The following is a 12,906-nucleotide window of genomic DNA, read 5'->3' on the forward strand; positions in this document are numbered from 1 at the left end:
CAGTGCGAGGGCGTGCGCGAAGCCGCGGTGATCGTGGTGGGCGAGGCGCAGAAGCAGCGGCTCGCGGCGTATGTGGCGGGGCAGTCCGATGCAGCAGCCTTGCCGCCGCTCGACGCGCAACGTCTGCAACGCGAACTGGAGCAGAAGCTGCCGGGCTACATGGTGCCGTCGTCGATAACGGTGCTCGCACGGTTGCCGTGGATGCCCAACGGCAAGCTCGACCGGGCGTCGCTGCCCGCGCCGCAGGCGGGGTCGATCGAACGGGTGGCGCCGTCGAACGAGGTCGAAGCGGCGCTGCTGTCGATCTGGGCGGCCGTGCTCGGGCGCGATGACCTCGGTGTGACGGACAACTTCTTCGAAGCGGGCGGCGACTCGATCCAGAGCCTGCAGATCATCGCGCGGGCACGCGAGGCGGGCTGGCGGCTGACGCCGCGGCAGGTGTTCGAGCATCCGACGGTCGCGGGGCTCGCGCAACGCGCACAGCGGCTGGACACGGGCGCAGTAGAGGAATTCGACGACGGCGCGGCGCTGCCCTTGACGCCGATCCAGCGGCTCTTCTTCGAGCGCTATCCGCAAGGGGAATCGCACTGGAACCAGGCGGTGCTGCTGAAGGTGAAAGGGCGGCTGGTGCCGGCGGCGCTGGAGCGCGCGGTGGCGGCGCTGGAGGCGCGGCATGACGCGTTGCGGCTGCGGTTCGTGAAGGAGGCGGGGGAGTGGAAGCAGGTGGCGGTGAAAGCAGCCGGGACGTCAGAGGCAGAGCGAGCCCCGAATGCTTCGCAAGCATCAAACGCATCAGACGCGTCAGAGGAAGCACAGGCATCGCGGACATCAGAACCGCTGCAGACCTCACAACCATCACACTCAGCTAGCACAGCGGTAGTCCACCACGACCACCTCGCCTCGCTTGCCGGGCTGACAGCGGCCTGCGACCGCATCCAGTCGAGTCTGAACATCGAACACGGTCCGGTCTGGCGCATAGGCCACTTCGAGACGCCCGACGAAACGCGCGTACTGATCGCGATCCATCACCTGGCGGTGGACGGCGTCTCCTGGCGCGTGCTCCTCGAAGAACTGCAAACCGCCTATGAACAGGCCGAACGCGACGAACCCATCGCACTGCCGGCGCCGTCGATGTCATGGCGCGCCTGGGTGCGCGCAATCAATCAGTATGCCGAATCATCGGAGCGCGTCAGTGAACTCGCGTGGTGGCAAACTTCACTCGACGCGCCGGCGTTGCGCGCCGGCCCGCTGTTCCCGCCGCTTTCTTCGCATCCCCAACCGCAAAAGACGCTGCTGAAAAAACTATCGCCCGACATGACCGCCGAGTTGCTGCGCGAAGCGCCGCGCGCCTACAAAATGCGTGTCGATGAAGTGCTGCTTGCCGCGCTCGCTCGGGCCATCGGCGATACCGTCGCGCGTGACGAAGTGCTGGTCGAACTGGAGGGCCACGGTCGCGAAGACGTGATTGAAGGCGCAGACCTCAGCCGAACGGTTGGGTGGTTCACCACTCAATACCCGCTCGCGTTACCGCGCGGCATGGACTCCGCTGACTCGCTGCTGCGCGTGCGCGAGCGCCTTGCCGCGGTACCGCTGCGCGGCCTCGGCTGGGGCCTGCTGGCCTGTTGCGCCGACGCAGCCAGCCAGTCAGCGCTGCGCGCGCTGCCATCACCGGAAATCGGCTTTAACTACCTGGGCCGCTTCGATCAAACGTTCGACGGCGAAAGCCGCTTTGGCTTCGCGCCTGAATCGTCGGGAGACGCCATCGCGCCGCATGCGCGGATTCCCGATCGCGCGCTCGATATCAATGGCTGGATTGCAGGCAACTCGCTGACGTTCAACTGGGGCTACGCGCCGCAGTTCCTGTCCGATGAGCTCGCGGAGGAACTCTTCGCGTCATTCGAGTCCGCTCTCGACGAACTGCTGGCCCATTTGCGCACAGCCACGTCGCAGCCGCAGATGTCCGCTCCGCTGAGGGCAGCTCCGGAGTCGCTCGAGACGCTTGCAAGGCGCGACGCCGTCGCTGCAAGCTGGGCTGCGCGTGCGGTCTATGAGGCCAGTCTGCCGGTGCCGTCCGACGACGCGCTCGCTGGCTGGTTCGCGCGACGTCGGCCGCAAGACGCGAACGCGCGGGCGTGCGCCGTGTCATCCCCGGTCGTGCCGTTGAACGCGCTCGGTGCGCCCGCCACGCTGTTCTGTCTGCATCCGGGCTACGGCATGGTCGGCGAATATCGCACGCTTGCGCAAGCGCTCAATGGCCGCGTGACCCTGATCGCGATGCAGGCGCCGGCGCTGCGTGGCGAGCCATGGGAAGGCGACACCTTCGAAGCCCTCGCCGCGCACTACGCACAGCGCATCGAAACGCTGCAGCCGCACGGCGACTACGCGTTGCTCGGATGGTCGTTCGGCGGGCGGCTTGCGATCGCCATTGCGGATCATTTCGAGCGGCGCGGCGTGCGCGCGTCGTTCGTCGGTATCGTCGATACGGCGACGCATCGCGTAGACGGCGCTGCGCCCATAGTCGACGAAGGCTCCGTGGCTGCGCCCGAACTCGCGTTGCTCGACGGGGCGGAGCCGTCGCTGCTCGGCAAAGCGCTTGCCGTCGATTCCATGCACGCGGACTTGATGTCCCGGCATGAACTGCCGCGCGTCGCCTGCGATCTGCACGTGTGGCGCGCTCGGCGCGTAGCCGACCCGCGACGCCGGATGGCATGGGCGGACCGCACGCGCGGCCGGCTGCACGAGTTCGACATTGACGCGACTCATTCCAGCATCGTCCACCATCCGCTTCTCGCGGCGCAGCTTGCGCAGTGGTTCGGACAGCCGCTTCCACGAAACGGAGACCCATCAGCGTCCTTGCACGGCGACGCCTGAGCAGTCGGCGTTTTGCAAGGTCCGCCGCACGACCTGCAGGACTATCCGACGAGCGCCGTTGTCGCTTCGCCGCGACGATTTATTCACATTGAATGCGAACGATTATTGTTTACATTAGCATCTTGTCTTGAGAGAATCGTCACGCACCAGGAGCGGCGCGGGACGCCGCCCCTGACTCGGGGATACAAGAATGGGGAAACAAGAAGAATGAAGGTAGAGCAGGCAGGGAAAAGCGGTTCTAAACGGGAGCGCGGCTTGCCGCACCTGCGACCGATATACGTCGCGCTGATGCTGGGCGTTGCCGGGTTCGGCGCGCACGCACAAGGGTCGCTGGCCGCGGCCTCGGGCGCGGAGGCCTCGAAGGAATTGCCCGCGGTTCAGGTGCGCAGTTCTGCTGAGGATCCGCTTGGGCCAGGCGTCGGCTACGTGGCCAAACGTTCCATGACGGGAACCAAGACGGATTCCGCGTTGCTCACGAATCCGCAGAGCGTATCGGTCGTAACGCGTCAGCAGATGGACGATCAGGGCGCGCAGACCGTCGATCAGGCGTTGCGCTACACACCGGGCGTGTATTCGCAGGACGGCACCGACATTCGTGCCGATCAGCTTTACGGCCGGGGTTTTGCGCTCGACTCGTATCTGGACGGCTTGCATCTGTACCAGTCGCCGCGCTTCGCGACGCCGCGCATCGACCCATATTTCATGGAGCGCATCGACGTGCTCCATGGTCCGGCCTCAGTGCTCTATGGGCAGGGCAGCCCGGGCGGTCTCGTCAACTACGTGAGCAAGTTGCCGACGGAGCAGCCGTATCACGAACTCATGATGCAGATCGGCAACCACAACAACTATCAGTTGGGTTTCGATTTTAGCGGTCCCGTCGACAAGAATGGCACCGTGCTGTACCGGCTGACAGGCGTCGCCCGCACCGCCGAGACGCAAGTCAGCGCGATCAAGGACCAGCGGCTTGCCATCGCGCCGTCGGTCACGATCCGCCCGAACCGCGACACCACGTTCACGCTGCAGGGCAGTTTTCAGCGCGACCCGAACGGTGGACTGTTCAATCCGGTTCCGGCAGGCGCGACATTGTTCAGTAATCCAAATGGTCAACTTGGGCCGGACAAATATTTCGGCGACCCGGATCGCGACGGCATGCACCGCACCCAGTACTGGTTCGGTTATCAGTTCGATCATGCGATCAACGACAAACTCAGCGTGTCGCAGAATCTGCGCTATCTGCACATCGACCAGCATTACTACCAGACGTCGGTGACGAGCGCGCTCGGGAGCAATCAGCGTACGGTGTCGATGTGGGGCAACGTCGATAACGAGCACTACACGCAGTTCGAGGTCGACACGCACGCACAGGCCAAGGTGACGACGGGCGCCGTTCAGCACACGATGCTGTTCGGTCTCGACTATCAGCGCTCGATGCTGGGCGACACCGAGGGTAATTCCGTCCTCGGCACGGTCGATCTGTACAACCCGAACTTCTCGTCGCTGCCGACACAGCAAGCGAATACGCGCCTCGACTATTCGTTGAGCACGGTCGGCGTCTATGCGCAGGACGAGGCGCGCTGGCGCAACTGGGTGCTGACGTTCGGCGTTCGTGAGGACTGGACAGGGGGCAACCAGCAGACCACGTTGCTCACCACCGGAACCGGCACGACGTACCACACGAACGATCACGCGTTCACCTGGCGCGCCGGTCTCGCGTACGAGTTCGAAAACGGCATTGCGCCGTACATCAGCTATTCGCGTTCGTTCCAGCCGGTGCTCGGCGCGACCTACTCGGGCGCGCCGTTCGCGCCGACCAAGGGCCGGCAGGTCGAAGCCGGCGTGCGTTATCAGCCGAAGTGGTTCGACGGCTACTTCTCCGTCGCCGCGTTCACTCTCACACAGGACAACGTGTCGGTAAGCGATCCGAACCATCTGGGCAGCACGATACAAACCGGTCAGATCCGCTCGCGCGGCGTCGAACTGGAAGCGCACGCGAACGTCACCGCAGATGTGAAGGTGATCGCGTCGTACACGTACCTGAATCAGGAAGTGACGAACACGACGACGGCTAGCAGCCTGAACAAGCGCCCGACGATCGCGCCTCGTAACACCGCTTCGCTGTGGGCGGATTACACGTTCCACCGCGGGCCGCTGCGCAACTTCGGCCTCGGCTCGGGCGTGCGCTATATGAGCAGTTCGGCGGGCGACGCAGCCAACACGTTCACGGTGCCGGGGCGCGTGCTCGTCGACCTGGGTGCGCATTACGACATCCAGAACTGGCGTCTGTCGCTGAACCTTAACAACGTGTTCGACCGCGAGTACATCTCGTACTGCACGACCGCGTCGGTTTGCTACTGGGGCGCGAGCCGTACGGTGCTCGGAACGGCGCGCTACCAATGGTGATGGCCATGACGAAGGGTGGCGCCGACGGCTCACTGCATGCGTTGTCATGACGGAACGTCTGCGCTTTAACGGCAGGCGGCGCCTCGCGCTCGCTGGTTTGGGCGCGGCGGCGCTCGCGGCATCGGGCGCTCCGTTCGCCCGCGAGGCGGCCGCGCGTCCGGATGCGGCGAGTTCAGGTGCGCACGCGGCTGCAGGTGCCGCTGTCGCTTCGAACCCGCGCGTCGTGGTACTCGACTGGCCGCTGACGGAAGTCGTGCTGTCGCTCGGCGTAGTGCCGGCCGGCGTTTCGCGTCCCACGTGGTATGCAAAGCTCGACGGCGTTCCACCGTTGCCGTCTTCCGTCGTCGACACGGGCTTGCTGTATCAGCCCAATTTCGAGGTGCTGGAGTCGCTGAAACCGGAGCTTATCGTCATCACGCCATGGCATGCGCCGCTGCGCGCGTTGCTCGAACGGATCGCGCCGACGTTGACGGTGCAACTGTTCGGACCCGGCATCGACGTCTATCCGGCGGTTCATGCCGCGACCCGAAAGCTGGCCGGCGCGCTAGGACGCGAGGCCGCGGCCAATGCGCTGTTCGCACGCGCCGACGCCGCGCTTGCCGACGCGTCCGCGCGTCTCGCGGCCTTTCGCGCGACCGGACGCCCGCTCTATCTACTACGCCCAATCGACGACCGCCATATCGCCGTGTTCGGCAAGAACAGTCTGTTCGGCGGCGTGCTCGGCGCGCTCGGGATCGACAATGCGTGGCAGGGCATGGCCGATCCGCAAGGCATGACCGAAGCGGACCTCGGTGCGCTCGCGGCGCACACCGATGCGCAAGTCGTCACGATCGGCGTGCCGCCCGGCGTCGCCGCGCAACTTGCGCGAAGCCCACTATGGAGCGCGTTGCCGTTCGTGAGGCAAAACCGCGTGCAGCATATCGGACCGTTGCCCGCGCTCGGCGGCGTCGTTGCGTCGATGCGTTTTGCCGACAGCCTCGCGAACGCGCTGCAAGGAGTCAACACATGAACCGCCCGACGGCGACCGTCGCCTTCGCCGCCCCTCGCGCCTGGCGGCTGCCCGCGTTGCTGCTGATGCTGGCCGCGTGGCTCGTTTATCACACGCTATCGGCGCGGCTGCCGGTCGCGCAATGGCCAGGCGTCGTGCTGTCCGGCGCCGACGCAACGCTGCCGCAACTCGTCGTGCGTTATGGCTGGTTGCCGCGCGTCGCCATTGCGTTGATCGCCGGTGCGGCGTTGTCGCTCGCGGGTGTCGTGTTCCAGCAGGTATTGCGCAATCCGCTTGCTGAACCGCTCACGCTCGGCGTGTCGGCGGGCGCCTATCTCGCCCTGACGATCGCCGCGGTCGTCGCGCCCGCGCTCGTCGCCGACATGCGTTTCACGGTTGCGCTGACCGGCGCCGCACTCGCAATGCTGGCAACCATGGCGATGACCTGGCGCAAAGGCTTCGCCGCCGTGTCGATCGTGCTGGCCGGAATGATCGTGAACCTGTATTGCGGTGCACTGTCCGTCATCCTAACTATCGTGTTCGAGCGTTCGCTCACATCCGTTTTCATCTGGGGCGGCGGGTCGCTCGTGCAGAACGGCTGGGCGGGCGTCGTCTGGCTGCTGCCGCGCGTGCTCGCCTGCGGTGCGGCTGCGGCGCTACTTGTGCGTCCGCTCACCCTGTTTTCTCTCGACGACGGCAGCGCGAGCCAGCTCGGTATGTCGCTCGCATGGACGCGGCCCGTCGCGCTCGCCATCGCGGTGATCCTGAGCGCGTTCGTCGCGAGCGCGGTCGGCGTGATCGGCTTCATCGGGCTCGGCGGTCCGGTGCTCGCGCGACTGATGGGCGCGCGTCGGCTGCGCGACCAGTTGCTGTGGGCGCCGCTCGTCGGCGCGCTGTTGCTCGCAATCGCCGACCAGGCCGTGCAGAGCTTGCCAGGCGTGCTCGGCGAATTGCTGCCGACCGGCGCCGCGGTGGCCCTCTGCGGCGGCCCGCTGCTGCTGTGGATGCTGCGGCGTCTGCACGTCGACGCGCCGCGTCCAGCATCGGCGGAACGCGCAGCCCCGCGCCGCGCGTTGCGCGTGCCAGTGCTGCTGCTCGGCGGGCTGCTCGTTGCCGCGGTTGTCATCTCGCTGTGCTTTTCGGTGACGATGCACGGCTGGCAATGGACGGACGCGCGACATTGGAGCGACGTCTGGTTCTGGCGCGTGCCGCGGCTGACCGCTTCGCTCGGGGCCGGCGTGATGGTCGCACTCGCGGGCACGATCCTGCAGCGCGTGACCGGCAATCCTATGGCGAGCCCCGACTTGCTCGGCGTCAGCGGTGGCGCGATGCTCGGCATGCTGGTGGCCGCGGTCGTCGCGACGGAGCCGTCGACGCCCGTGCTGCTCGCCGGATCGGCGGCCGGTGCACTCGTTTGCCTGCTGACGATCGTCACGCTTGGGCGCCGCAGCGGTTTCGCGCCCGAGCACGTGTTACTCGCGGGCATCGCGATCAGCGCGTTCGCGCAAGCAGTCATCATGCTCGCGACCGCGAGCGGCGGTGCTTATGCGAACCTGCTGCGTCCGCTGCAGTACGGCTCGACCTATCTCATCGTGCCCGCGACGGCCATCGCCGTTGGCGTGTGTACGGTCGCCGCCGTGCTCGTCGCGTATCTCGGCGCGCGTTGGCTGGAAATCCTGCCGCTCGGCGCCAACGTGGCGGATGCGCTCGGCGTCGGCGCACAGCGCGCGCGGCTGCTGCTGCTCGCGGTCGCCGCGATCCTCACGGCGGGAGCAACGGTCGTGATCGGCCCGATGTCGTTCGTCGGCCTGATGGCGCCGCATCTCGCGCGGCTGCTCGGCTTTCCGCGCGCGCGTTCGCAGATGCTCGTCGCGGCGCTCATTGGCGGCTTGCTGATGGTGCTGTCGGACTGGCTCGGGCGCAACATGATCTTCCCGCAACAGATGCCGGCGGGCGTGATCGCGACGCTTCTGGGCGGCCCTTATCTGATGTGGCTGTTGCGTCGTTGATGCATCGATCCAGTTAGGCCGATCCTGCTGAAAGCGGGGACGAAGTCAGGGAGCCGATGGCTCCCTGACTTTTTGTGCGACGTCCGCGCGCGATCTGCGCGACCTCGCGAATCGCGTCGAACGCCGCCTTAGAACGAAAACGTCGTATTGAGCATCACGAGCCGCGACTCGCCGACGGCGATGATCAGATTGCTGTTGCTCGACGGATAGTACGTTTTGTCGAACACGTTCTTCACGTTCAGTTGCACATGCGTGGGAATCTTGCCGATCTTCGTGTCGTACGCGGCGAACAGGTCGGCGACCACATAGCCCGGCAGCGTGAAGCTATTTGCCGTATCGCCCGGCCGCTTGCTTACGAGCCGCGCACCGCCGCCAAAGCGCCATTGTCCCGGCAGGTAGGGCAGCATCGTGTCGTAGACGGCGAAGAGACTGCCCGTATGACGCGCCGCGTTCACGAGACGCGTGCCGTCGTCGCGGTCCGTCGCGTTCGTATACGCATAGCTGCCGATCACGCTGACGTGCTGCGTGAGCCGTCCGGCAACGTCCAGTTCGACACCGCGCGACCTCGCGCTGCCCACTGTCTCGGTCGTATCGCCGACGGTTACCGCGACGTTCTGCTTGTCGATCTGATACACCGCGAGCGTGCCGGTGATACCGTGCGAGTCGAACTTCAGCCCGGTTTCGAACACGCGTCCATGCTCCGGCGCGAGCGGCTCGTTCACTTGTGTGGCGACGTTCGGCACGAACGACTTGCTGAAGTTCGCATACGCGGAAAGTGCCGGCGTCAGCCGGTACACGAGGCCGAATTGCGGCAGCCAAACCTGTCCATGCGAGTGATCGGCGATCACGAACGGACGGCCCACGCCCGATAGTTGCTGCCAGTTCTCCCAGCGCACGCCGCCTACGGCGATCAGCCTGTCGGTCAGATGAACGGTGTCCTGTGTGACGACCGAGTAGGTGTGGACCTTCGACAGGCTATCGCTTTGCGCCGCGCTCGGCGTGCCGCCCGCAGCGAGCATTCCATAGACAGGCTCGTACAGATCGAAGCCGGACACTGCCTTGCCGCGAATCGTGTCGCCCCGAAAGCTGCGCTGCCGTTCGTATTCGCCGCCCACATAGACCTCGTGACGCATGCCTGCGAGATTCAGATTGCCGATCGCGCCCACGGTGGCGATCTCGTCGGAGTCGTTGCGCTGCAGATTCGCATCCGACGTGCGGCTCATGATGCCGGTCCTGCTGTTGAACGCCGTCGCGCGCGTGATGTACTGGTCGTAGCGGTCGCGGCTCCATCCGTAAGTCGCGCGCACGCGCCACTCGTCCGAGAAGCGATGTTCGATCTTCGCCCGCAGCGTTTCCTGCTCGCCCGAGCTTTGCGCCCAGGGTTCCTCGTAGCGCGTGTAGCGCAGTGCATCGTCGAGATGGCCGTTGACGAGCACGGTGCCCCGGTCGAAGGGCGTCGTGTAATCGACGTACTGGTAGCTCACGTCGATCGATGTATTGGCGTCATGCCATGAGAGCGACGGTGCGATCAGCGAATCGCGCTGACGTCCGAAGCTGCGCCAGTAGCGCGCCGTGTTGTATTCCCCGGTCAGGCGAAAGGCGAGCGTGCCGCCCGCGACCTGTCCCGGCTGGCCGATGGGCCCGGTCAGGTCGAAGCCCGTACCGCTGCCGCGATGGCTCGTGTAATTCGCCGAGACGGAGCCGTGGAAGGTGTCCTCCGGTTTGCGCGTGATCAGGTTGATGACGCCGCCCGGCTCCTGAATGCCGTAGAGCAGCGAGGCGGGGCCTTTGAGAACTTCGACACGGTCGATCGTCGCCAGATAGTTGTGCAAGCTCGGCGAGCGGATTCCGTCGACGAGGATCGAGCCGTCGTCGTTCGAGCCGAAGCCGCGTTTGATGAACGCGTCGCGCGTGCCGCCAAGCGTGTTGGTCTGCGTGATCCCGCTTACGTTACTCAGTACGTCGTCGAGTGTGCGCGCCTGCTGGTCCTGCATCACGCTCGAACTCACTACCGCGACGGACTGCGGAATGTCGCTGATCTTCGTCGCGATGCCGCTCGCCGTTTCGCTCGTGCGCGGACGATAGCCGACGGTCGGGTCGGCGAGCGCTGTGCCTTGCACGGCGACCGCCGGCAATTCCGACGAAGCGGCGGGCTGGGCGCTCGCGGCGTCGGAGGAAGCGGCGGCCATCGCGGCTGGCGCGGTCACCATGTACATCATCATCGAAAGCGGCAAGCCGATGCCGGACCGGCGATAGCGGCCTGGTAGTGCAGAAGTTTTTACGAAGCGCATGGATGGTTCGGACGACGCGGCACGCCCGCACCAAATCGGTCGGGAGTGTCCGGCGGCGTCAGTTTTCATTAATGATGCGAGAGAATAATGTAAATGAGAATTGTTATCAAATGAAAACATTGAAAATCTTAGGTAGGCGGAGAGCGGTGAGGCGGCCGCATTGGCTCGGCCTCGCTAGCGTTGCGCCGGTGGTTACCGCGTCAGCAGAACCCGCATGCTTGCTCTAAACTAGCTGCCGCCCGCGCCCAGCCCAATCAAACAAGACGACCTCGATGCCTCCTGTTCCCGCCGATTCCAACGATCGCAACGACTCCACCGATATCTCGAGTGTCAGCCTGCCGAAGCAACCGGCGTTTCAACGCTTCTGGTGCACGCGGATTCTTTCGTCGCTGTCGTTCCAGATGCTCGCGGTCGCGATGGGGTGGCACATCTATGCGCTGACGCACAGCGCGTTCGCGCTCGGCCTCGTCGGTCTCGCGCAATTCCTGCCAATGTTCCTGCTCACGCTCGTGGTCGGCCATTTTGCGGACCGCTACGATCGTCGGCGGATCGCGGCGATTTGTCAGAGTCTCGAAAGCGTCGCCGCATTGCTGTTCGCGTGCGGCACCTTTGGCGGATGGATCAGCGCGCCGGTCATCTATGCGCTGGCCGCATGCGTGGGCGCGGCGCGCGCGTTCGAGTCGCCGGCGGTCGCTTCGCTGCTGCCGGGCGTCGTGCCGCGCCCGCAGTTGCCGAAAGCGACGGCATGGGCCACTTCGGCGAACCAGACCGCGCAGATCGCCGGTCCCGCGCTCGGCGGTCTGCTTTACGGCATCGGGCCGGGCGCCGCTTATCTCGCATGCATGCTGTCTTTCGCTGCCGCCGCGACGGCCGTGTGGGGCATTCCGCTACGCGCGAAGCCGGCAAGCCGCGCGCCTGTCACGCTCGAATCGGTGTTCTCCGGCATCGCGTTCATTCGCAAGGAGCCGGTCATATTGGGCGCGCTGTCGCTCGATCTGTTCGCGGTGCTGTTCGGCGGTGCCACGGCGTTGCTGCCGGTGTTCGCGCGAGACTTCCTGCATACGGGGCCGCTCGGGCTTGGCCTGTTGCGCTCGGGCACGGCCATCGGCGCGCTCGCCGGGACCATCTGGCTTGCACATTTCCCGCTGCGCAACCGGCCCGGCGCGGCCATGTTCGGCGGCGTGGTCGTGTTCGGCATCGCGACACTCGTGTTCGGCCTGTCGCATCAGTTCATTGTTTCGCTGCTTGCGTTGATGGCGCTCGGCGCGTCGGACACCATCAGCGTGGTCGTGCGGCTGTCGCTCGTGCAGCTTCGCACGCCGGATGAAATGCTCGGACGCGTGAGCGCCGTCAACTCGCTTTTCATCGGGACGTCGAATCAATTGGGCGAATTCGAGTCCGGCGTGACGGCCGGCTGGTGGGGCGCACGAACGGCCGTACTGGTAGGCGGCATCGCAACCATCACGGTTGCCTTGCTGTGGATGAAGCTCTTCCCCGAACTCAGGAACACGCGTTCGCTCGAACGCGAAGAAGAACTGGTGCCTAGCAACTGAGCGGCGCGCTATTCTCAATTGATGGAAACCCGGTTCTCGATCCGGCCGGGTTCTCCAGAAAAGCTTTAACGGTTAAGGTTGACGTGTTACTTGCGGAACGACCCGCGAAGGAGCCGCTTCATGACACGCCTCGACTCGCAACCGAACAGTTATCCGAGCGACATTGCTTTCACGCCCACCGTCAAGGCATTGCAAAGCCGCAACGGATCGCGCGACGCGTATGCCCGGATGGAAGAAGAGCACGGCTGGCAAACCCGGCTGACGCCTGACGTCGCGCGTTTCATCGAGCAGCAGACCAGCGTGTTCTTCGCGACCGCAAGCGCAGAAGGGCAACCGTATATCCAGCATCGCGGCGGCCCTGCGGGTTTTCTGCACGTGCTCGACGACCACACGATTGCGTTCGCCGACTTCGCCGGCAATCGTCAGTACATTACGTCCGGCAATCTGGCCGACAACCCGAAAGTGCATCTCTTTCTCGTGGACTATGCGCATCGCCGGCGCATCAAGATATGGGGCGAAGCGCGTGTGATCGACGACGATCCCGCGCTGCTCGCGAAGCTCATGCCGCAAGGTTACAAGGCACGCGGAGAACGCGTGATCGTGATGAGCGTGCATGCGTGGGACGTCAATTGCCCTCAGCACATTCCACAGCGTTTCGAGGCTGCGGACGTCGCCGCCGCGTTGCAGGAGCGTGACGAGCGCATCAAGGATCTCGAAGCGCAAGTAGCGGAACTCAAGCGCCTTTCAGCTGCTTCTGGCGCTTGATAGACGATGCCCGACGGTGATCTGAGCCT

General features: G+C 65.2%; 7 protein-coding genes. 6 read left to right on the plus strand and 1 reads right to left on the minus strand.

Features of this window, described 5'->3' with window-relative positions:
• The 4 genes from J2W46_RS27540 to fhuB all read left to right on the plus strand — a co-directional run.
• On the plus strand, positions 1–2,871 hold a 2,871-nt coding region (locus J2W46_RS27540), incomplete at its 5' end, for a condensation domain-containing protein (protein ID WP_310357952.1).
• Positions 2,872–3,078: 207 nt separating this feature from the next.
• The gene (locus J2W46_RS27545) at positions 3,079–5,271 is read left to right on the plus strand and encodes a TonB-dependent siderophore receptor (RefSeq protein ID WP_310357953.1); all 2,193 of its coding nucleotides are present in this window, start codon (positions 3,079–3,081) and stop codon (positions 5,269–5,271) included.
• Positions 5,272–5,317: 46 nt separating this feature from the next.
• A complete protein-coding gene (locus tag J2W46_RS27550; RefSeq protein ID WP_310357955.1) occupies positions 5,318–6,280 on the plus strand; it encodes an ABC transporter substrate-binding protein in 963 nt (320 codons plus the stop codon).
• Positions 6,277–8,268 carry a Fe(3+)-hydroxamate ABC transporter permease FhuB gene (fhuB, locus tag J2W46_RS27555; protein ID WP_310357957.1) on the plus strand — a complete coding sequence of 664 codons (1,992 nt, stop codon included), beginning with the start codon at positions 6,277–6,279 and terminating at the stop codon, positions 8,266–8,268. Before J2W46_RS27550 ends, fhuB begins: the two co-directional genes overlap by 4 nt.
• Positions 8,269–8,396: 128 nt before the next feature.
• Here fhuB and J2W46_RS27560 read toward each other — a convergent pair whose 3' ends face one another.
• Entirely contained in the window at positions 8,397–10,457 is a 2,061-nt protein-coding gene (locus J2W46_RS27560) for a TonB-dependent siderophore receptor (RefSeq protein ID WP_374726874.1), read from the minus strand.
• Between the two features lie 374 nt (positions 10,458–10,831).
• Here J2W46_RS27560 and J2W46_RS27565 point away from each other — a divergent pair, with 374 nt between their 5' ends.
• Together J2W46_RS27565 and J2W46_RS27570 are read left to right on the plus strand one after the other, a co-directional pair.
• Complete coding sequence (locus J2W46_RS27565; protein WP_204521094.1) at positions 10,832–12,112, plus strand: MFS transporter; 1,281 nt, start codon at positions 10,832–10,834, stop codon at positions 12,110–12,112.
• Between the two features lie 120 nt (positions 12,113–12,232).
• On the plus strand, positions 12,233–12,877 hold the full coding sequence (locus tag J2W46_RS27570; RefSeq protein WP_131320948.1) for a pyridoxamine 5'-phosphate oxidase family protein: 645 nt from the start codon (positions 12,233–12,235) through the stop codon (positions 12,875–12,877).
• Positions 12,878–12,906: the final 29 nt, after the last annotated feature.

Origin of the sequence: Paraburkholderia strydomiana, from assembly GCF_031456815.1 — a bacterium.
Classification (GTDB): domain Bacteria; phylum Pseudomonadota; class Gammaproteobacteria; order Burkholderiales; family Burkholderiaceae; genus Paraburkholderia; species Paraburkholderia caledonica.

What these genes read in the sequence shown, in the direction of transcription:
- J2W46_RS27565 (WP_204521094.1), top strand. Translation starts at nt 10,832, where the DNA reads ATGCCTCCTGTTCCCGCCGATTCCAACGATCGCAACGACTCCACCGAT.
- J2W46_RS27545 (WP_310357953.1), top strand. Translation starts at nt 3,079, where the DNA reads ATGAAGGTAGAGCAGGCAGGGAAAAGCGGTTCTAAACGGGAGCGCGGC.
- J2W46_RS27570 (WP_131320948.1), top strand. Translation starts at nt 12,233, where the DNA reads ATGACACGCCTCGACTCGCAACCGAACAGTTATCCGAGCGACATTGCT.
- J2W46_RS27550 (WP_310357955.1), top strand. Translation starts at nt 5,318, where the DNA reads ATGACGGAACGTCTGCGCTTTAACGGCAGGCGGCGCCTCGCGCTCGCT.
- J2W46_RS27560 (WP_374726874.1), bottom strand. Translation starts at nt 10,457, where the DNA reads ATGGCCGCCGCTTCCTCCGACGCCGCGAGCGCCCAGCCCGCCGCTTCG.
- fhuB (WP_310357957.1), top strand. Translation starts at nt 6,277, where the DNA reads ATGAACCGCCCGACGGCGACCGTCGCCTTCGCCGCCCCTCGCGCCTGG.